Annotated in this window: 21 protein-coding genes; 9 read left to right on the forward strand and 12 right to left on the reverse strand. The window is 54.3% G+C overall.

The annotated features are described in order from the left end of the window. The first annotated feature begins 4 nt into the window (after positions 1 to 4). Entirely contained in the window at positions 5 to 1,318 is a 1,314-nt protein-coding gene (locus LEPIL_RS17605; protein ID WP_002774567.1) for an ABC1 kinase family protein, read from the forward strand. Between the two features lie 82 nt (positions 1,319 to 1,400). On the opposite strand, the gene LEPIL_RS17610 is transcribed toward LEPIL_RS17605, so the two are convergent. Both LEPIL_RS17610 and LEPIL_RS17615 read right to left on the reverse strand, forming a co-directional pair. Beyond that, positions 1,401 to 1,808, reverse strand: coding sequence for a GreA/GreB family elongation factor (locus LEPIL_RS17610; protein WP_002774568.1), 408 nt, complete (start codon positions 1,806 to 1,808; stop codon positions 1,401 to 1,403). A gap of 145 nt (positions 1,809 to 1,953) precedes the next feature. Beyond that, positions 1,954 to 2,772: an AraC family transcriptional regulator gene (locus tag LEPIL_RS17615; protein WP_002774569.1), complete on the reverse strand. Its 819-nt coding sequence runs from the start codon at positions 2,770 to 2,772 to the stop codon at positions 1,954 to 1,956. A gap of 209 nt (positions 2,773 to 2,981) precedes the next feature. Here LEPIL_RS17615 and LEPIL_RS17620 point away from each other — a divergent pair, with 209 nt between their 5' ends. The 3 genes from LEPIL_RS17620 to LEPIL_RS23970 all read left to right on the forward strand — a co-directional run bounded on the left by LEPIL_RS17620 (position 2,982) and on the right by LEPIL_RS23970 (position 5,618). Further along, complete coding sequence (locus LEPIL_RS17620; protein WP_002774570.1) at positions 2,982 to 3,890, forward strand: HAD family hydrolase; 909 nt, start codon at positions 2,982 to 2,984, stop codon at positions 3,888 to 3,890. Between the two features lie 152 nt (positions 3,891 to 4,042). After that, complete coding sequence (locus LEPIL_RS17625; protein WP_052608442.1) at positions 4,043 to 5,488, forward strand: transposase; 1,446 nt, start codon at positions 4,043 to 4,045, stop codon at positions 5,486 to 5,488. Then, positions 5,391 to 5,618 carry a transposase gene (locus tag LEPIL_RS23970; RefSeq protein ID WP_246811967.1) on the forward strand — a complete coding sequence of 76 codons (228 nt, stop codon included), beginning with the start codon at positions 5,391 to 5,393 and terminating at the stop codon, positions 5,616 to 5,618. Before LEPIL_RS17625 ends, LEPIL_RS23970 begins: the two co-directional genes overlap by 98 nt. 78 nt (positions 5,619 to 5,696) lie before the next feature. Here the strand turns inward: LEPIL_RS23970 and LEPIL_RS17630 are convergent, their stop codons facing one another. Beyond that, on the reverse strand, positions 5,697 to 6,179 hold the full coding sequence (locus LEPIL_RS17630; RefSeq protein WP_002774572.1) for a DUF1564 family protein: 483 nt from the start codon (positions 6,177 to 6,179) through the stop codon (positions 5,697 to 5,699). A gap of 159 nt (positions 6,180 to 6,338) precedes the next feature. Here LEPIL_RS17630 and LEPIL_RS17635 point away from each other — a divergent pair, with 159 nt between their 5' ends. Then, positions 6,339 to 6,566: a hypothetical protein gene (locus LEPIL_RS17635; RefSeq protein ID WP_002774573.1), complete on the forward strand. Its 228-nt coding sequence runs from the start codon at positions 6,339 to 6,341 to the stop codon at positions 6,564 to 6,566. A gap of 61 nt (positions 6,567 to 6,627) precedes the next feature. On the opposite strand, the gene LEPIL_RS17640 is transcribed toward LEPIL_RS17635, so the two are convergent. Together LEPIL_RS17640 and LEPIL_RS22530 are read right to left on the reverse strand one after the other, a co-directional pair. Beyond that, positions 6,628 to 8,844, reverse strand: a complete 2,217-nt coding sequence (locus tag LEPIL_RS17640; protein WP_002774574.1) for a TonB-dependent receptor plug domain-containing protein — start codon at positions 8,842 to 8,844, stop codon at positions 6,628 to 6,630. Position 8,845: 1 nt separating this feature from the next. After that, complete coding sequence (locus LEPIL_RS22530) at positions 8,846 to 9,535, reverse strand: HmuY family protein (RefSeq protein WP_002774575.1); 690 nt, start codon at positions 9,533 to 9,535, stop codon at positions 8,846 to 8,848. A 97-nt stretch (positions 9,536 to 9,632) separates the two neighbouring features. On the opposite strand from LEPIL_RS22530, the gene LEPIL_RS17650 reads away from it, so the two are divergent. Continuing rightward, positions 9,633 to 10,175 (forward strand): hypothetical protein, encoded by a 543-nt coding sequence (locus tag LEPIL_RS17650; RefSeq protein WP_002774576.1) that lies wholly within the window; start codon positions 9,633 to 9,635, stop codon positions 10,173 to 10,175. 67 nt (positions 10,176 to 10,242) lie between these two features. Here LEPIL_RS17650 and LEPIL_RS17655 read toward each other — a convergent pair whose 3' ends face one another. Genes LEPIL_RS17655 through LEPIL_RS22535 form a run of 3 tightly spaced genes read right to left on the reverse strand, consistent with a single transcriptional unit; the run spans position 10,243 to position 11,836 of the window. Then, positions 10,243 to 10,788 carry an energy transducer TonB gene (locus tag LEPIL_RS17655; protein WP_002774577.1) on the reverse strand — a complete coding sequence of 182 codons (546 nt, stop codon included), beginning with the start codon at positions 10,786 to 10,788 and terminating at the stop codon, positions 10,243 to 10,245. Beyond that, positions 10,785 to 11,192: an ExbD/TolR family protein gene (locus LEPIL_RS17660; RefSeq protein ID WP_002774579.1), complete on the reverse strand. Its 408-nt coding sequence runs from the start codon at positions 11,190 to 11,192 to the stop codon at positions 10,785 to 10,787. Before LEPIL_RS17660 ends, LEPIL_RS17655 begins: the two co-directional genes overlap by 4 nt. Then, complete coding sequence (locus tag LEPIL_RS22535) at positions 11,189 to 11,836, reverse strand: MotA/TolQ/ExbB proton channel family protein (protein ID WP_002774581.1); 648 nt, start codon at positions 11,834 to 11,836, stop codon at positions 11,189 to 11,191. Before LEPIL_RS22535 ends, LEPIL_RS17660 begins: the two co-directional genes overlap by 4 nt. Before the next feature lie 108 nt (positions 11,837 to 11,944). Here LEPIL_RS22535 and LEPIL_RS17670 point away from each other — a divergent pair, with 108 nt between their 5' ends. Both LEPIL_RS17670 and LEPIL_RS17675 read left to right on the forward strand, forming a co-directional pair. Next, positions 11,945 to 12,616: a biliverdin-producing heme oxygenase gene (locus LEPIL_RS17670; RefSeq protein WP_002774583.1), complete on the forward strand. Its 672-nt coding sequence runs from the start codon at positions 11,945 to 11,947 to the stop codon at positions 12,614 to 12,616. Then, entirely contained in the window at positions 12,613 to 13,863 is a 1,251-nt protein-coding gene (locus LEPIL_RS17675; RefSeq protein WP_002774585.1) for an MFS transporter, read from the forward strand. Before LEPIL_RS17670 ends, LEPIL_RS17675 begins: the two co-directional genes overlap by 4 nt. Before the next feature lie 411 nt (positions 13,864 to 14,274). Here LEPIL_RS17675 and xseA read toward each other — a convergent pair whose 3' ends face one another. The 4 genes from xseA to LEPIL_RS17700 all read right to left on the reverse strand — a co-directional run bounded on the left by xseA (position 14,275) and on the right by LEPIL_RS17700 (position 19,260). After that, positions 14,275 to 15,567, reverse strand: coding sequence for an exodeoxyribonuclease VII large subunit (gene xseA / locus LEPIL_RS17685; RefSeq protein WP_002774587.1), 1,293 nt, complete (start codon positions 15,565 to 15,567; stop codon positions 14,275 to 14,277). Then, positions 15,564 to 16,766 carry an AI-2E family transporter gene (locus LEPIL_RS17690; protein WP_002774588.1) on the reverse strand — a complete coding sequence of 401 codons (1,203 nt, stop codon included), beginning with the start codon at positions 16,764 to 16,766 and terminating at the stop codon, positions 15,564 to 15,566. Before LEPIL_RS17690 ends, xseA begins: the two co-directional genes overlap by 4 nt. Before the next feature lie 92 nt (positions 16,767 to 16,858). Next, positions 16,859 to 17,290 (reverse strand): hypothetical protein, encoded by a 432-nt coding sequence (locus LEPIL_RS17695; protein ID WP_002774590.1) that lies wholly within the window; start codon positions 17,288 to 17,290, stop codon positions 16,859 to 16,861. Continuing rightward, a complete protein-coding gene (locus LEPIL_RS17700) occupies positions 17,290 to 19,260 on the reverse strand; it encodes a helicase-associated domain-containing protein (RefSeq protein WP_002774594.1) in 1,971 nt (656 codons plus the stop codon). The genes LEPIL_RS17695 and LEPIL_RS17700 overlap by 1 nt, the downstream gene beginning before the upstream one ends. Positions 19,261 to 19,267: 7 nt before the next feature. Here LEPIL_RS17700 and lepB point away from each other — a divergent pair, with 7 nt between their 5' ends. After that, positions 19,268 to 20,161 (forward strand): signal peptidase I, encoded by an 894-nt coding sequence (lepB, locus tag LEPIL_RS17705; RefSeq protein WP_002774596.1) that lies wholly within the window; start codon positions 19,268 to 19,270, stop codon positions 20,159 to 20,161. Positions 20,162 to 20,169 lie beyond the last annotated feature (8 nt).

The following is a 20,169-nucleotide window of genomic DNA, read 5'->3' on the forward strand; positions in this document are numbered from 1 at the left end:
TGTAATGGAAGAAGAGAATCTGATCACGGGCGCTCTGTCACGCCTCTTCAAGATCGGTGAAACGGCCGGTCGGATGGGCCTGTCACTGATGCAGCGCAAGGTGCTTGAGGCGCTGAACCGGCCCGGGGCGTCTGGCGCCGGACTCGATCAGGTCATGCGTGCGGTGGAGACGCTTTCGAGGTTGAAGGGCGCTCCGATGAAGATCGGTCAGATGCTCAGTCTTCATGAAGATCTGCTTCCTCCTGAGATCATCTCGATCTTCAAGCTCTTACAGAATGAGGCGAAGGCCGCTCCGTTCTCGCAGATGAAGCGTGTGCTCGAAGAGGATCTCGGCGACCGTCTGGGCGGTATCACGTCGATCGAAGAGCGTCCCTTTGCCGCCGCCTCGATCGGACAGGTGCATCGCGCCGTTACAGAGGACGGTCGTGACATTGTTTTCAAGATCCAGTATCCCGATATACGGGGAGCCATCGACTCTGACCTGAAGTCGTTGCGCGTCGTCTTTTCGTCGCTCTTTCAGGTTCTCGATCTGCCCTTTGATACGGTCTGGCCCGAGCTTGTGTCACGATTACACGAAGAGCTCGATTACGAAGAAGAGCTGCGGCATCTGAATCGTTACAGAGAGCAGCTGCATATTGAAGGTCTTGTTGTGCCCGAGCCCATTCCCGAGTTCAGTGCTCTGCGTGTGCTGGCCATGCGCCGCGAAGAGGCGATGTCGCTTGACCGGGCCCTGTCTTTCGCCGCTTCTCTGCCGGCCGATGAAGCGGATCGTCTTAAAGACCGATGGTCGATGACGCTTCTGCATCTGATCGTCGACGGACTGTTTCATCTACGTTTCTTGCATGCCGATCCAAATGCGGCTAACTTTGGCTTTCGCGAAAACGGCGACGTGGTTCTCTACGATCTCGGATGCATGAAGGTCGTACCCGAGCCGATCTCGAAGGCCTACGCAGCCGTGGCGCGCAGTGTTCTGGTTAACGATGAGCAGGCGATTCCCGGCCTCCTGAAAGAGGCCGGCATCCATCGCATAAACGGCGATCCGCTTTCGCTGGATCTGCTCGGGCCTCATATCAGCCTCATCACCGATGTTTTTCCCGATAAGGAAACTGCCTTCGGCTCTGATCCTCTTGTATATGCGAAGATCATCGAGCTGGGCCGCGAGTCATGGACGGAGTCGCGAAACATCGCCTTCCCGGGCGACATCCTCTTTATTCATCGTACGCTGGGCGGTCATTTCGGGAATCTGCGTCGTCTTGCTGCAAGGCGTAACTGGCGTCAGGCCTTTCTCGAATTGCTTGACGCAGTTCAGGCCGAATGATGCCGAATGATGCAGGATGGTCGCTGCCGTTCTTTATCGTGCGTTACCATTCACTACCGTACGGGGCCGGACCTGCCTCCGCCTACAGATCGAATTCCAGAGCCGCTTCAGGTTGAAAGAGGATCTCGTCGACGACGAAGTAGCGCGTTCCGGCCGGAACCTTCCATTCGATCACGTTACCCGTTTTCTGTCCGAGCACGGCCGTTCCGATAGGGGATAGTACTGAAAGCTTTCCCGAAAGAAAGTCCGCCTCATCGGGATATACAAGCGTGTATTCAAAGCTCTGCGGATTGCCGAGGTCTTTGAGACGAAATCTTGATCTCATGGTGACGACGTCGGGCGGGATCTTCGCCTGCTTCACGCGACGGGCTCGCGTCAATTCAAGACGCAGCAGATGTAGATTCTCAGCTTCGCGCGGGGTGTGTTTTTCAGCGATGCATTCGTTGATGCGACGATAGTCGATATCGGTTATATAGATTTCAGCGGGCATGTTTGTGACCTCAAAGTGTATCGGATTGCTTTAGAGAGTGACCCTTTTGCGTTTTCAACAGACACAGGAAAAGATGGCGGATCTGCTGGTATGCTACGAACAGTGTTTGTGCGCAGATCCGCCAGGAGAGAACCAGGAGTCGGTTCTACGATATCAGGTTTGCAATGGGCTGTCGTCTTGCTTTATAAAGCGAGATGAATGAAGGCTGTATAAGAGACGGGGCCGGCGTGGACTGTGTCGCTACCTGTCGGAAGCGAAGCGGTGTCGTGCCCGTGATCTGTCGAAAGGCCGTATGAAATGCGCCTTTGGAGCGAAAGCCCGCCTCATAACAGATTTCAATGAGAGAAAGCTCGCCTCTCTCACGCAAGAGACGACACGCCTCGGCGACGCGATAGCGGTTCACAAGTTCGGTATAAGAAAGGCCCAGGCGGCGATTCAGGAACTCCGACATCTGATGCGTTGAAAGTCGCAGACGTCGCGCAAGTTCTTCGAGCGAAAGATCTTCATCAAGGTGTACGCGTTCCTGCTCGAAGAGCGCCTGCAGGGATTTCAGAATATGGTGATCGTCGACCCTTGAAAGATGAGTCTGCGTTTTCTGTTTATCGGACCAGGAGAGATCAACGATGAATCCTCCGACGACGATGGCGTCGCCGCTTCGTTCGCGAACACGTCCGCGCAAAAGGATCGTATGGAAGCGATGATCGGCTGACAATCGCAGTCGCAGGCTCATGATATCCTCTTCGAGAAGCAGGGCGGCCTCGGCGCGTTCAAGCCGCCGTCGATCGGCTGCATGAATCCGCTCGGTAAAGGCGCGCCCATCCGTCAGGACTTCGTCGGAACGAAGCTGCAGGATGAGAGCGGCGTCACTCCACTGTAGGAAACGACGCTGACCCTCACGATTAAGATGGTATTCAAAAGTGGCGCAGCCGAGAAGATCGGCTGCGTCTGTTCTTTCCGTTATCATGGCATTCTCCTGAGCACACGCATAGCGCGCAAAAAGCGCCGACACAATGCGACGCCTGTTTCAGTATGCCCCGGAATCCCCTTTCTGTCGTCCTCTTTTATAAAGAATGACCGAATAAAGAAGGAATGGTGTAGATTCAGGCGGCCGGGGCAGGGGAGTCATTTGATTAAAGGGTGACAGAATTACCGCCTCACGTTATTTTCCTGCCCATGTTCTCTTTCCGTCCCTTGCTGCGATCTCTGGTGGGTTCAGGTCTTCTGTTCGGCCTCCTGCCTTCCTTTTTCGCCCTCTTTCTCGCAGTCACCTGCTCGAAATCCGTCGAAGGTTTTTCGGCCGAAACAAACGAACGCCTGCAGGAGTTTTTCGAGCGTCATCGCCATACACAGAGCCGGAAGGTCGCCGTCTTTGACGGTGACGGCACCGTATTCGGTCAGGTACCTCATTACCTGGCCGATGAATGTCTGTTTCAATATGCGAAACAGCATCCTGATCGCCGGCCTGAAATCATCGAACGCATGAAAGGCCTCTCTAACGTCAGCATCCCCTATGTGCAGATGCGCGTGCACTACTTCGCCGGTCAAACTCCCGAGTTCTTGCGAGAGCTCGGTCAGGAATGTTACGAGCGTGACTATCGCGGTCGGGAGTATCCGCAGATGAAGCGGTTGATCTCTCTTCTGCAAGATGAAGGTTTCGAGGTGTGGATCGTTACAGCCTCGCCGGAGGTTCTCTATCAGGGATTTCTCAGTGAGGCGCTGGGCATCCCCCTTACAAACGTAGTCGGAGTGAAATCCATTGTGCGCGAAGGATGCATGAGCGAAGAGATCGTTCAACCTGTGCCGCAGGATGAAGGGAAACTCGAGGCCATCGCAACGTTTGTGCAGGCACGACCGTTGCTGGTGGGTGGGAATTCGCGCGGCGATCGCGAGATGATAGGCTTTGCATCCGATCTGCATCTCATTATTAATCCCGATGAGCACGTGGAGGCAGGCGAAACGGAAAGCGTGGCCAGCGTTGCCCGGCAAAGCGGATGGCTGGTGGAGCGTATCGAGGATCGTCCTGCGCCTGGCTTTCCTGCCGTCTCCCGTGAATACGGCATCCGGCAGAATAAAGAACACTGAGACGTTCTTACGGTGGGGCGCGAGGAGGCGACAGCTCTGTGTCAGCAATGGGAGGCGTGGGTAGTTTTAGCGTCAGGTGTGAGTCTGTCGAAAAACCTGAATCAATTCTGAATTCCCCTGGAAATTACCGGCCGGGTAGATTATCGGGGAGCATGGCACGCTACAAACAGCCTGACTCTGATCAGAGCCAGATCGTTATCTTGAATTTCTCGGAGTTGTTTCCGGAGGATCATCCCATCTCCCGCCTGCTTGAGACGGTCCGGCGGCTAGATCTCAGCCGCTTTGATGCGAGTTACAGGAATGATTCGAAGCAGGGAGGTCGCCCGGCCATGCCGCCCGACCGAGTTCTGGCTATCATCATCTATTCATTGTTGTATGGAAACCTTTCCATGCGAGCCCTTGAGCGAGATCTCGGACAGCGTGCAGATTTGATGTATCTGTCCGGTGGGATGGAGATGGATCATTCAACCCTCGGAAAGTTCCGGCTGAGGCATGCGGCAGCAATTCAGGAATTGTTCACGCAGACAGTGTTCCTCGGTATCGAATCGGGATTCATCGATCTGGATACCGTCAGCATTGACAGCACAAAGATCAAGGCCAGTGCAAACAGACGGGATATAGGCACTCGCGAGGAACTTGAAAGGCGTTACGAGCATCTTGAATCTGTCTGTAAGAAACGCTACGATGAATGGGAGGCATCACAGAACGATGCAGAACAGGAATTACTGGCAAAGAAAATCCAACAACTGGAGATCCAGAAAGAGAAGCTGTCTCTGGGGCTGGAGTTCTTGAAATCCAGACCTGACCGAAAGCGAGTTCATCTTACAGATCCAGATGCAGACTGGCACAAAGACGGATCCAACAGCTTCATCGTGGGTTATTCGACCCAGAATGCAGTGGATTTCCAGAGTGGCATGATTGTTTATCAGGAAATTGTTACGGGACAGAGCGACAGTACATTCACCAGTTCGCTTGTGAACAGAGTTGAGGGCGTAAAGGCGGAGTTCCTTCCCAAAAAAACAGACGAAATCAAATACGTTCTCGATTGTGGATATGCGAGCGAGAATATTCTCAAAGAGCTTACAGGGCATGACCTCTATATGCCAGACCGGGAACTGGCACACAAGAAGACCGGCGGTAAGATCAAGCCGGAGGAAAGAAATGAGGCTGCCGCTGAACCGCCTCTGATTGAGAGCAGCCATGCCTTGTTGCAATTCCACTACGACCGAGACAACGATTGCCTTCAGTGTCCGGCCGGCGAAATCCTCACCTTCCAGCGCGAGAGAAATCTACAGGGAGTCCTCTACCGGCACTATCGACGTTATGGCTGTTCCCGGGGCTCTATGAAAGAGCAATGTATTGGCCCGGAAGGCAAGCGCAAAGAGCTCTGGATTCAGACCAAACATATTCCCGATTTACAAGTCCGTAGTTTACCTCCCATCATGGAAGCAAAAAAAAGAAACGGGGATGCGGTCTATTTCCAATCCCCTTACCCTTCTCATGAGAGAGAAGCTGGCAACTCCAGATGGGAAGAAAACCTATGCTCGCCGATTTCCATCTGTCGAGGGCGTCTTTGGTGTGATGAAAAGTGCTCGTAATGGCTGGCAGTTCTTGCGGCGAACAAGAGAAAGGGTTCAAGTTGAATGGTCTGAGCGGTGCATTGCCCATAACCTTGCCCGAATGATCGGGTTTGTCCGGGTAAATCCGATTGCGGCTGACAATATCTGAGCAAGAGCCCGGTCGGGCGACCGGGAGCTCACGCGCTTAACGAGATAGGTTTTTCGACAGACTCGTGTAGGGTGGGTGCTATGTTTGTAGGATTCTCGTGAGTTCTCTCGTGACTGCATCGACCGAAATGGAACAAATCACTACAGGATTCCAGTGCCCCCTCACCCAAGCTGGTGAAGTTCCTCCATCTTCAAGGGACACCACCCCCAATGCGATTAGCATAAGGTAGACGAAGATGTAGCAGCGAGAGTATCCAGTCGCATTCGAAATCGCCGCCAGCCGCCCCCAATCCCGGTCATCCGGGTAAAAATTCACCCGCACCAGGCCCTGCCCTTCGTCCTGATACTGCTTCTTCCACTTTCCCGTTGTCTCCAGGAAGCTCAGTTTGTATTCCAGCTGCGGGTCATTCATTAGCCCGCTCAGATAGGAGGCAAGAGCCCAATGCCCTATTTTGATGTAAGGACTCCGCCAGAAGAACCGCCTGAATAGAGTTTCCGGAATAAGCAACGTGGATCGCGATCGGTAATAGGGCTCCCGATCCATTCGAGTTTGTTCGTTCATGAAGATGCAGGTCGGAATAGGGTCGAATCGATAGAAGAAAAGTGGAGCTTCTCAGAAAAATTCCCTGACGAGCCGAAGGCCTCTGCTGTGACATAAAAAATACTGTCGGACTTTTTTTTTCTGTACAGAATCGCGGTACTGCGCGATGCGGAGAGCAGGATGAACGTCATCCATCTCAACAACACGACGGGAAAGCGCAAAGGTCGGTGGATTCGCTATGAATTCGGCGAGGATCTTTTCGGATTCTTCTACTACGATGTGTTCAGCGGACGCAGCCGAAACGGCCGTCGGCTGAAGACGCGCATCTTTGCCGATCCCGCAGATTTCCTCTGTTCACTGGATATCGAGCTGTACAACAGCGAGAATCGCGACTACGTTCCTCGCTGATATTGGCGCCCGGTTTCCCGTCTCATCCGGCATTGCCGGGCGCTCCCTCATCCCCTGACCATCATCGCTCAGTCGGCTTCTTTTCCTCGGTGGATATCGATTCGATTCTTCTGTCAGCCGTGGGCACCGGCGCCGAATAGTTAGTACGGACGCCGAAGTAAAAGAATCGTGGCCTTATCGGATCAAGCTGCGCATCGTAATGATCGAGCATGTTGTCCACACCCACAAAGGCCTCGTAGTTTTCGAGGAACTTGTAAGAGAGCCGCAGATCCAGGATATGGTTGGCGTTTTTCATCTCGTAGCCGTAATCGGGCGTATCGGGATCGAGATCAATGAGCTTGAAGTCCCGATTCTGCTCTGCGGCGCGAAGAATTACGTTTCGGTCCACGACAAGGCGGCCACCCTGAAGCGTCGCCAGAGATTCTTTCTCATAGTAGAAGGCCTGTTTGCCGTTCACAGAGCCCTGTAGCGATATGCCGAGACCTGTTTTTCCGCCATAAGAGATACGATAGATGCCGCGATGCAAGGATCTCCCTTCCAGAGGAATATCCTGAAGACGATCCAGCGTATCGGTCAGCGTATAACCCACGGCAAACCTCAGCTTTTCAAAGGGACGTATCTCAACGAGAAACTCCGCCCCTCGCGTGTAGGCCTTACTGACGTTCACCGTTTGATAGGTCGTCAGATCGTTCTTGCGATCGGCAGTGCGGCGAAAGTCGATCAGATTCGTGATGGAGTTATAGTAACCGTCCAGACCGATCCACAGCCACTTCTTCGGCTCATATTCGATGCCGCCGTTGTAGCCGACGGAATGCTCCGGCTTCAGGTTTTCGTTGCCGACAACCTGATATCCGACGCCGGGATTCTGGAAGGCAAAATAGAGATCCTTGAACGACGGAGCTCTGTAGCCGCGCCCAACGCCAAAACGCAGCTTGACGTCCGATGAAGGATCCCAGCGCATCGACAGCTTCGGAGTCGTCTGCGATCCGAATTGCGAGTCGGATTCATAGCGCAAGCCCGGCACAATATAGAAATAATCGTCAAAGGGCTTATACTCGTCCTGTGCGAATACCGAGGCCCGCTGTCTGTAGCCATATCCGCCTTCACTGATGCGCGGCGATTTGTATTCTTCCCAGAGGCCTTCCACTCCTACGGAAAGCATGTGGCGTGAACCCATGGCGATATCAAGCTGCGCCCGCGCCTCCTGCACGCGATCGTCCTGGACCTCTTCAGAATCCAGCTCGTCCGAGGCGCGCTGATCCTGCGTTAGTGTATCCAGAAATCGCGCATGAGAGTAGGCGATGGAGAGTCGGTTATACGTACCGAACCGATAGTCCGTACGCAGACCGGCCATCACGTCGTGTGTTTCATTACTGCGATCGAGGATGGTGCGCGGAGGGCTGTAGTCCACCTTTTCCTGATTGAGGTAATGGTACGAGGCCCGTCCGGTAATATCCCATGCATCGGTGATCTTTACTTTTGTTCGGTTCGAGACGTTCAGATCCTGATAGGACGATCCCGTCGTGCCCTCGGTTACCGGCAGATCTTCGTTGCGCAGTCCGGGGATGTGCCCGACAAGAGAGCGTATCAATTTCAGGTCGTTCGTTTCGGGATCAAGATCATAGCCGTCCGATCGATGCCATCCCGTCGTCCACAGTGTGCTGATCCGCTCGCCTTTGACGCCCGTCGTCGCCGATGCATGCGTCTCATTGCCGCTACCGTAGTGTAAAGCTCGCCCCGAACCATACTGTAGCTCTGTGCTCAAACGTGCGGGCTCTTTCGGGTCGCGCGTGATGATGTTGATCACGCCACCGAGCGCATCGGCGCCGTATAGAGCAGAAGACGGTCCTTTGATGATCTCCACTCGCTCGATCTCTTCGGCTTTGAAGCGTGTGAGGTCGATGGCTCCGTCAAGACGTCCGGTGACGCGGTCCCCGTCGACAAGGATCAAGACGTATTCAGGCGAGAGTCCCTGAAGCCGCACTTCCTGCCCGCGGATGGCCGGCTTGATCTCGATGCCGTTTCGCGAACGCAGGATCTCGGCCAGGTTACGCGATCCCTGTGCTTCGATCTGCTGCCGGCTGATCACCTCAGTTCGGGTGACCGTATCTTCGACGGGCTTTTCGCGTCGATCGCCGGTCACGACGATCTCTGCGCGGTTCTCGTCTTCTGCAAGAAGAGGCGAAAAAAGAGGCGTAAGAAGAACGTTTATTCCCGTGCTAAAAGCAGCGAGCAGCAGTAAGGCTCGGATGTTCGTAATATTGAGAGGCTTCTTCATCTCACAGCCTCTTCCATCGGAAAGTCGGATAACCAGACGTTCCGGCGTCGCTATAATAATCCGTAAACTGGATGGCGATGATATCGGTACCGTTCTGCTGACGAATCAAGTAAACGATGTCCTTCGATTCAAGAACATGCGTCGTGCCATTGTAGCTGTACCAGTCGATCATGACCGACGATCCAGGAAAGGTCGATGAAGAGGATTCGCCGTCCTGCGATGTCTGCATCGTGTCGGCGACGAAGTTCGGGCATTCTCCTGCCGTCGCCGAAGAGAACTGACCGAGGCTCGTTACGGCATTGAGATCGGTGAGCCCGGTGCTACAGGCGCCGCCGTTAGCCGAACCGGACGCCCCGCTGTTCGTGCCGACCTGATACCGGCGAAATCTGAGATCCCACGACGTGCCCGTTGTATCGAGAATGCCAAGGTCCATGTTGCAATGCGTCCACTCCTTCGTAGAGATCGCCTTTGCAATGGTAGTGAGAACTCCGCCGGCCGATGTTGTACAGCTTCCTGTACCGGCTGCTTCGTCGATCTGCTCTTCTATAAGAGACCTCAGAAGAGCATTCTCCGGTTTATCCCAACGACAGCTGGCTGTTCCTGTGATAACGAGTGCGACAAGAAGGGCCGCTCGGAGGACCGTACTGGTTGTCATATTGAGAACGAGAATGAATCTCAAAAAAACTTGCATAATCTAACCGGATAAAATATGCGGTTAGAGGAGTCAAATGAAATTGAGTCTCAGAATCAGAAATGATTCATCTTGAGACCGGCTCAGGAGCTAAAGTATGAAACGTTTTTTACCCTCACTGATTCTAACAGTGCCTTTTTTCATCGGATGCCCGGGCGGCGAATCCAGCGATGACAGTGCAGCAGCATTGCTGTTACTTGCAGCGGGTGATAGCTCGCCGACCTGTTCCATCACCCACAGTGGGAACACGTATCAGATTCCAACCGTGCGGCTGAGTGGTGATTCTTCGGCAACGCTTCCGACTGTTCCCAAGGTTGCAAATCATGCACACTTTGCAGCTGTGCTCTTGCCCGCCGTCAAGCAAGGAACTACAGTGACGTTTGGATCTGATCCCAAGTATGCCCCAGGTGGTCCAACTTCGATGATCCTTGGCTACACGCAAACTAACTGTCCGACAGAATCCGGTAATGCGGATACTGCCATGTCAAATGCTGGGTTCAATGGAACGAACTATGCGTATAACGATGCCACGAAAACGATTACGTTCAATGCTACGGGAAACAACAAGGATATGATTATTATCATGGGCCCGGGAACAACTGACCCGTCTGGCGCGACAATTACAAGAAACGACCCCTGATATGTCATTGTAGTCTGGAGAAATCGAGAGCTTCCGGGGGATCAGTGATCCCCCTTTTTTTGCCCGCTCAATGCATTCTGAAATCAAGCGTCACGTAGAGTACGGTTTCGCTCTCTTTGAATTCCGGTGGAAAGGGAGGAAACGGACCGGCACGGCGGATGCTGGCCAGCGCCTCGCTGTTGAAACCGTCATATGAGCTTGTGCCCGTTAGAGAGCATTCTTTTACAGAGCCGTCGGCCTGAATGCGCAGCTTAACGGTGACTCGATCCTCGATGCCGGCCGCCTGTTCGCGCCGCGGATAACGCTTTGCCGCTTCGATACGGCGGATCACGTCGCTCAGATACACGTGTCGCGCCCCTTCGCTGGAGGATCCGGCCTCGGGAGCCGTTCCTTTCTTCTCGGTCGTCTGGAGGCTATCCGTCGTTTTCTTTGAGTCGTTCGTTGCGAAATGCACTGAGATGTTTTCGTACCGCACCTCTTTTGCTCTACTGTCAGGAGTGGCCGCGACCAATCCGAGGGCAAAGATCGGCGCGCTGGCTACGATCAATGCTGGTAGAAAGGTACGACCTTTTTCAATAGAGTCGTCCTTGCGGGCGTACGCTCTATGGCTCATCGCGATACCTCGTGCTCGATATGGAATTCGGGAATTCCCGCTTTGCGCGCTCCGTCCATCAGCTTCATAAATAGATGGAAGGGCGTATCTCGATCGGCGCGCAACGTCAGCTCTGTGATTTCAAGCGCCTTGATGCGACGGGGTAGCTCGGCCTCAAGGCTGTCGGTTGGAATCTCTTTCTCGTTAAGCAGAACGCGGCCGTCAGCCGTCACGCTGAGCACGGCCGTCATCTTTGATTGCGTCTGGCCGGTTGCTGCTTCGGGTAACGTAAGTTCGATCTGCGGCTTCACAAAGCGCGATCCGACAAGAAAGAAGATGAGCAGCAGAAAAACGAGATCAACAAGCGGAGCGATATCGACCCAGGCCCGCTGCCGTATGGGTAATTCAAATCGTGGCGGTGTCATGATAGTTTACCGTCATGATAGAGTTGCAGCAGCCTGTCCTGAAAGCGGTTCATGCGCTGCAGTCGTTCGTTTATGCGCGAAAGCAGAAATCCATGCAGCAGCTGCGCGGGGATGGCGGCGATGAGTCCGAAGGCCGTCGTGATCATCGCCACCCAGATGCCGTCGGCGAGCGTGGCAATATCGGCCTGTCCGCCTGTGATGGCCAGGGCATGAAAGGCTTCCATCATACCGGCGACGGTTCCAAGCAGTCCGAAGAGCGGCGAGAGCGATCCGATCGTATGCAGCGCATCGACGCGCTTCATCATTCGCTCCTGCATCAGCGTACCCAGGCTGCGAAGCGAGGCGAGGCGACTTTCAAGCGACGATCCGGCCTGTTCTAAAAAAGTACGGGCAAGGCGCACACCGGGATCGCGTGCAAAGCGCTGTTCTCTGTTCGGAAGCAGGCGATCGAGCACGCTCTGGTGAGAAGCGGGCTGAAGCGATTCGGCGAGCTGCTCTTCGGGTTCGCCCGGAGTCGTATACGTCCACAGCATGTAGAGGGCACGCTCAAGGCCGATGGCCACCGTAAAGATCAGGCCGATGAGAATCGGCCACATAAAGATTCCGCCGGCAGCAAAGAGCTGCGAAAGAGACATCGAGTTCATAGATTGTATTCCTGCGCGATTCTCAGAATCTCCGATATTGAAAATGAGACTGCGTCTTAATATCAATTAAACGCTTGTCGAGTCAGGACGCAATCGAAAAACGACAGAATGGAACTGGCAGGAAAGCTCAAAGAACATACGTCTGTCGTTCACCGCCAGACGGAGAACTCGTTCTTTATGAAGTGTTTTATCAGAGGGATGCTGGAGCGCGAAGAATACGCCCGCCTTCTTGCATCTCTATGGCCCCTTTATGAATCGCTCGAAGATGCGATGCGACGCAATCGTACGCATCGCATCGCCGGAAAGCTCTACTTCCGTGAACTCGAACGATTGCAGAACCTTGAAGAGGATCTTCAGTATCTGATGGGATCGCGCTGGAAAGAGATTCCCGTTCCCGACGCCTCTAAGGCCTACGCGGCACGGTTGCGTGAGCTCATGATAGATCATCCGCATCGCCTTGTCGCGCACGCCTATGTGCGGTATCTGGGCGATCTTTCAGGCGGACAGATACTCAAGAAGATCGCTTCGAAAACGCTCGGGCTCGATCGTCAGGGGCTTCGCTTCTATCATTTCGATGGGATCGTCGATGCCGACACATTCAAGACGAGCTATCGCGCAAGGCTGGATTCGCTTCCCGTCTCTGAAGAAGAGGAGAAGGATATCCTTGAAGAGGCCCTTCTGTCTTTTGAGATGAACGGACACATCTTTCAGGAACTGGAAGGCCCCGTGCGGCAGCGCCTGGGACCGAAGGCGGCGGCACTCGAAACGGCAGGCGCATGAATACGGTGGTTCTCACGGATCGGCAAAGCGACGGATGGCGTATCGCTCTGCCGGTCGTGCTTATCTTCTTTGTAATGGCCGCGAACACGGCCATCGTTCCCGTTCTGAAAGAGAGCGTGAAGGATCGCATTGATGAGAAGGCCCTGGGATGGTTTCTCAGTCTGTCGTATCTCGGCTCGTTTCTCTGCGCTCCGCTGGCGGGATGGTTATCCGACCGCAGCGGACACAGGAAGACGTGGATCGTGGCGACAGCCGCCCTTTCGGCTCTTTCGTATCTGTGGATGTCGTTTTTTCCCGATCCTTACATCTTCTTTGCCGTGCGCTTTTTCGAAGGGGCGGTCGGCGCCTTTGTTCTCTCGCTTCTCATGGCCTCCGTCGGCGATCTTGAGGTAGAACTCGGTCGTCCGTATCTGATGGGGCTTGCCGGTATGACGCTGGCGCTGGGTGGCGGTCTGGGCATGCCTCTTGGAGCGGCCGGCAAGGCTGATCCGGCTGTGCCGTTTATGATTTCAGCGGGCTTCATGGCTCTTGTCGCCGTCGGCGCGCTTGCTTTGCGAGATGCGGGACGTTTAGTCGAAAGCTCACATACGACCGTCGCCGATTTCTTCAAGCTTCTTCGCCTCGAATGGCTTCTGTTTATACCGCTTCTTTTTGTCTTTATCGATCGCTTTACGGCCGGATTTGTGACGGCTTCGTTGAATCTTCATCTGCGCGAAACGCTGCATCTCGGTCCTGGACAGACGGGCAGTATGCTTGGCCTTGTATTCTGGCCGATGGGCCTGCTCTCGTTTCCTGTGGCGCTGCTCATGAAGCGCACCGGCGTGCTTTTGCCCGTGCTTCTCGGATCATTCGTTTACGGCCTGGCCCTGCTGCTTCTTGGCTGGACGGATAACGTTGTTTTGCTGATCGCTCTTCTGGCCCTGGCAGGTCTCGGTGCGGCGTTGATGTTTGTGCCGACGCTTACGCTTGCTTCAAGGCTCGCGCCCGAGTCCTATCGTGGAACGGCCATCGGAGCCTACATGGGCATCGGCTCGCTGGGCTTTCTGCTCGGTCCGCTTGCGTCGGTATATTTAAAGTCCATGCTTGCCGATTATTTCGAGGGCATGACGCTCTTTGCCGTTCTATCTGGTATCTTCGGTTCGCTTGAGATACTGGTCGTGCTTGTGGTGCTGCCGCTGTACGGCTGGATCGGGCGACGGCTGCGCCAGAGCGAGGGAAAAGACGATTCAGGATTTTATCGACGATAGGAAACAGGGTAGCGCCTCCAAGAACGGCTACAAGCATCCACCGGGTCATGACGACGTTGTCCCGGTGAAGGATCGCTATGTCTGACTTGAACTCCGACTTCAGCTCGGCCTTCATTGCAACCATCTCGGAACGCAGCTCTCCCATTTCAACATGCAGCTTTGAAACTTCCGTTTGCAGGGTTTTTTCGAAGGAGAGCGCCGACACTTTCATCACATCTTCCTTCTGTAAGGTGAAGGGGGAGGCGAGAAAGTCAATGAATTTTGGAGCGGCCGGTGGCGGCCACTTCGTCGGGCAGATGGATCAGGTTCGACATGCCGTACCTCTACCAGAAGGGGTCTGAAATCGCGAAAGAGGCAAAAAAAAAATCTGTCGTTTGTGGATTAAAAAATGATGTGATTGGAAAGTAGAATCTACTCACCAACCGTTTCGACACGCGCTCCGATCGAGCCCTGGCCAAGGCGTACGTGAACGGTCGATCCGACCTTCGCTTCCATGGCTGAGCGTACGATACGACCGGCATCATCGGTAACGATTGCATAGCCGCGCTTCAGCGTCGACTCGGGCGAGAGCGTCTCCAGGCGATTGGAGAGCAGCGCCAGGCGATGCTTCTCTTTTTCGAGAGCCCTCTCCATTAATAGAGACATGCTTTCGGTGCTCTGCACTCGCAGTCGCAGCGTTTCAAAGACGGAGCGCGAAAGGGCGCGCATCTCTGAAATGCTCTGATCGAGTCGGTACTGAAATGGATCAAGGATGGCAAGCGGATTGCGATATACCTTCGATCCGGTAAGAAAACGAAGCGACTCTCGAGAGCGATCGAGCCGCTGTCTCAGATTTCTATGGATGCGATTTACCTGCAAATCCATCGTATAGACAAGATCACCGACCACCGGAACGCACATCTCGGCGGCGTTAGACGGCGTAGCGGCGACGGCGTCGGCTGCCAGCTCGCAAAGTGGATGATCGATCTGATGCCCGACGGCGGCCACGATAGGAAGGCGTGCGTTTGCGAAGGCTCGAACGATCGGCTCTTCGTGAAACGGAAGCAGATCTTCGAACGAGCCGCCGCCGCGACCGGCGATGATGACGTCGACGTTCCATCTCGGATCATGCAGCGCCTCGATGGCTGCCGGTACCGAAGTTAAAGCCTCTTCGCCCTGCACGATACACGGAGCGAGAACGATGTTGATGTCGGGAAAGCGGCTGCGGGCGACCTGAACGATGTCGCGAATGGCCGCTCCGGTGGCCGCAGTGGCCACGCCTAACGTAATCGGAGCGGCTGGTAGAGGCTTTTTGCGCTCTGCATCGAACAGGCCTTCTTTGGCCAGCTTCTCGTAAAGCTTGCGCAGACGCTCGTGTACGTCGCCCTTGCCGGCCTCGGCGACGCGAAGTACGTTCAGCTGATAGCTGCCGCCTTTTGTATAAACCGAGATGTCGCCAAAGGCCCGAATCTTCTTGCCGCTTTCCAGCTTTATGCGCATGCTCATATTGGCACGCTTGAAGAAGGTGCAGCGCAGAACGGACTCGCTGTCTTTCAAAGAGAAATAGATATGCCCGCTTGAATGGTGCTTCAGATCGAAGATTTCGCCTTCGATCCAGACGTTCTGCAGCTCGGGCTCCGATTCGAGCAGCTGGCGAATGAGACCGTTTGCCGCCGTCGGACTGAGGACGCGCGCATCCTCTTCGAGTAGCTGCACATCCTTCATGAACGGTCATCCTTACCGGGAGAAGCGGATTCTTCACCGCTTTTTCGTGACGGTTCCATCGCAGTATGCGAATGTTCGTGCTCCTCGCTCTCTTCCCAGATATGGTAGATACGCCAGATTGTGAGGAAGATGGCGAGAATCAGAGGCCCCAGGATGAAACCCGTAATGCCGAACTCTTTCAGTCCGCCGAGAATCGCGAAGAAAAGCAGCAGCGAATGAACTCCGAGTTTGCGATCGAGGATGCGCGGCTTGACGATGTTCTCAAGAACGAGGTAGCAGGTTAACCCATAGACGGCCAGGCCGACGGCCAGAACGGTGTCCTGCTTGAGAAAGTAGAGGAATAGCGCTGCCGGACCCCAGACCATCGCCGTGCCGATGACGGGAATGATCGAGAAGAACGTGGCGACGGAACCGTACAGCAGAGCATTCGGAATGCCGCAGAACCAGAGTCCGACGCCGACCATCGTGCCCTGTAAGATGGCGATGAAAACGTTCCCTTTAAGAATGGCCTGGAGGATCTCTTTCATGCGATCCTTGAACTGATCGACGACATCTCCTGAAAGAGGCATGGCGCGGCGAATCATCTGATAGAAAGAATCGCCTTCGCGAAACATGAAATAGAGCAGAATCAATCCGAAGCTGAGATTCAGAATGAACGCAAGCGACATGCCGATGCCGCCGAGAAAGTAGCTGTAAGCGCCGCCGACGAGCTCCCCGACTCGCAATGAATCGACGACGTCAGAATATTCGTTAAGAACGAGAAAGAGCCGATCGAGCCAGTAAACCCAGAAGAAGCTGCGTTCGGTAATGAGATCAATGAGCCCGGGAAAGGTCTTCGCCAGGATGAGGATCTGTTCGGATTCAACAAAGCCTCTGAGGTAAGTGACGATATCAAGACCCTGCTGGACGACCAGAACAAGCACCGTACCAAGAGGACCGAGTACGACGAATAGAATGATCACGAGCGTCAGGCTGGCGGCCACATCGCGACTGCGTACGGTGCTGTGCAGACGGTGATAGATCCCTTCGAAGGCTGTATAAAGCAGGATGGCCATGAAGACGGCCCATCCGAAAGAACGAAACGTGAAGAATACAAGGACGCCGGCGCCGATCAGGAAAAGACCGGAGGCGATGGGAGCGATGACCTCACGCTGTACGGTGCGGATCTGCGGCCGCTTCTTTTTCTCGGATTCGTTCATCGTTCATTTTTTGCGAGCTATGTCAACAACCAGCATCCGTGTTGGTCCGTGGCAAAAGATTTTTGAAGCCATTTTTGAGATGGGCTCTAAGCTCAATCGTCGGAGCTTTTTTTCAGATATAGCTTCACGCGGGCCGCTTCACCGTCTTCGACGACGATGGTGACGGTCTGCTGTACAAAGCTCTCGGCGACGATGACCGTCTTTCCATCTTTCTCAAAATGCCGGCTCTGTAATATCTGCCAGTTATCCCTTTTCAGAAGATTCAAATAGTGGTCGATTACGGTCTCGGCCTGATCCGTTGTTTCGATGAGCACGGCGTATTGGGCCGGCGACCAGAAACCCGCCGTATCAAGGACGCCGAGAAGCTTCGGCTTCCCGCTCGGATAAACAAGCTCGGGCGGAAAATCCTGGGGAAACTCGGCGGGATTCCTCGACAGCGTAAGATCGCCGCTGTGAATCGTCCGGTCGCCGCAGGCCGACAGAGCAAGAACGGCGACAAGACATGCGATGCGAAGGGTCTTCATCAGCGCACCAGCTTCACGATAAGATTCAGCCGCTCCACCTGTTCGACGACTTCGTAGATGCGATCGGGATCGATGAGAATCGTCGTCGGGCTGATCTGCTGCAGTACGACTTTCTTTGCGCCGATCTGGCCGAGCAGCAGATCCATGTGATTCGGATCTTCGGTCTGAAGAACGACGCATTCGTCTGTGATCGTAACAAGCGGAAAGTTATTCGTCCATTCTTCAACGGAGTACGAAAGGTTCTGCGGCAGATCGTTGCGTGACGTCTTTTTGAGAAAGTCGAGGAACTCTTCTTTCTTCGCCTTCAGTAGAATGCCTTCCTGAAAGGATTCTCTGGTGAGCTGGAAGTTATACACGTTCTCGAACGACTTCACCTCACAGAAGGCTTTGAGTAGATAGAGGCCGTGCAGGCTGAGTTTTTCGGGAATGGCGATGATGCTCAGGTCGGGGTTGATGATGATACCGCCCTTCTCATCGTCTTCTTTCAGCGGCTTGTGTTTGAAGAAATGCTCGCCAAGAGAAGAGATCTCGATCCAGCGATCGGGATAATGGGCGCGAATCAATCCGAAAAGCTGTAAAAAGAAGAGCGCCGACGTCAGTTCTTTGCGATATTCGTTCAGGCGATCGGGAAAGTTCTGAATGCGAAAATCCTTATCGAGAACGACGTGATCGCGAATCATGATGGCCATGACGGTCGTGTAGAGGCAACGCCCCATCTCGCCGATCAGTTTCACCGTTTCGTCGAACACGGCAGGCTGAAAGAACGGCACATAAACCGATTCAAAGACCTCTTCGTAACGGGTAACGCGCTCGCGTGATTTACGCACCTCGGCCATCACCTGCTTCATCAGTTTCAGCGGATCGCTCTGAAGAACTGCGTCGAAGTCATTGCGCAGCACCACATCGTCGCGTTTTGTGCGGACGATGTCGAGCAGCCGCATAACGGGCAGCAGCAGTTCGATCTGATAGATCTGACTTTTTTCGAGGAAGAGGGCGATGTCGGGGCGCAGCAGTCGGTTCTCGGTTTCGCGCAGGTCCGTCTGTTTGATCTTGCCCGATTTGGCAAGATTCAGTCCTTTGCGCGTGATATACACGATCTGCTTTTTGATGTTGATGAAGAAATCGAGATCGTTGCCGATGACTTTTTCCTGGCTGCGTTTGATGCCTTTTTTCGGCTTCAGAATAAGAGGGAATTCCGTAAGGTATTCGAAAACCTCGATCGGCATCACAAGCATGCGCACAAAGCGTTCGTCGACGTAGTAGTCGTCGAGCAGCAATCCGGCTGCGTCCATCTTGCGCACGATGTCGATCCACTTACCGCGTTCCTCTTCGATGAACTCACGTGCGGGGGAGATCTCGAGGATGCCGCCCTGATTGTAGGCGCGCAGGACAATCTCCTGTTCGAGATCGCCAAGCTCATCGACGAGCTTCTTCAGCTGTTCCTGTATGCCTGCCTTCGTATTGAGCGCGTTGGCCGCCTTTTTCCATTCGGCGGGCAGATCCTTGCGCGAACGCAGCACCTTGACGAGCGACTGCCGGAACTTCTGTCCTTTGTCGTTCGTCTCGACGCGAACATGGTCGGAGCTCTCGCGATACGCATAATAGCGGTCGAGCGTGTTCGTCAATCGCTCACGATTCTTGCGCTGGTAGACGAGAAAGTAGCGCTTGAGAACGCCCATCTCCATCTCAGCCGAGGCCGGTTGAAGCGTGAACTTTCTTGCGATTTCGCCGAGCGTCATCACCCGGTCTTTCGTTGACAGGATGGCGGTGTAGATGCCTACCTGTACGGGACTGAGCTTTTCGAGGATGCCGCGTACGTAGAACTCATCACTCATCGTATCGATGAGCTGCTGAATCTGACTTTTCTTGTCCCGGCCCGGTTTCTGGATGTTCCAGATCTTGAGCAGCCGTTTCAGCGAAGCGGCATCGAGGCGGTACAGTTCCGTAAACAGGGGATTTTCTTCGGTCATGTGGGAGATGTTGCCTCTGAAAATTGGAAAAAAAGAAACAGAGAACAGAAGAGATCAGAGCTACTCTCCTGTAAAACCATTTTCAATCTCGCGAAAGTGGGTGCACGCCGTCGCCTTCCTGTATGGCGGATGGTTTTTTTCCAATCGCCTGCTCTCCGATCCGGCGCTATACTATAGTCCGTTCTTTCGCGTTCTGGCCGGTTTCGTGATAATAGCGGGCATGGTCTTCGCGGTAGCATGCTTCCTGCGACCGAGGCCTGGCCTTCTTCGTGTGATGGCCCTGATGCTGCTTCTTTTTCATGTGCGACTCATGCTTGTCGATATCGTTCGCGTGCAGGGGCCGAGCATGCAGCCCGCTTTGCATGATGGTGACCTCATCGTTGTGGAGCGCCTGAGCAGCGGACTTCATCTTCCTGCCCTTGATTTTCCGTTCACGCTTTTTCGTGCAGACGATCCGGGCCCGCCCTGGTCGCGCACGCTCTTTGCCACAACAGCGAAGAAAGGCGATGTTGTTGTCTTTGATTTTCCGGAACGCCGGAGTGCCGGGCGATTCTACGTCAAACGGGTCGTCGCCCTTCCGGGGCAGCATTACCACTTTACCGAACACCTGCTTTTTATCGATGGAGAGCCGGTTTTGAATCCGGCCGGACAGATCGCCGTTATCGAGCCGTATCCCGAGCGGCATCAGACTCCGGTTATGGATCCGCCGGCCCGCCTGCTTGCACTCGACGCAGCCTTCGTCTATGCCAGCATGAACGGCGTCGGTGTGTCGGGGCGTGTGCCCGAAGGAGGCCTGCTTGTGATCGGTGATTCGTATAAAGAGAGCCGGGATTCTCGCGTAATCGGATTTGTTCCGATTTCGGCTGTACAGGGACGTCGCTGGAGCGATCTGGTATTCTGAGATCAGAA

It is taken from the genome of Leptonema illini DSM 21528 (assembly GCF_000243335.1).
In the GTDB taxonomy this organism is placed as follows: Bacteria; Spirochaetota; Leptospiria; order Leptospirales; family Leptonemataceae; genus Leptonema; species Leptonema illini.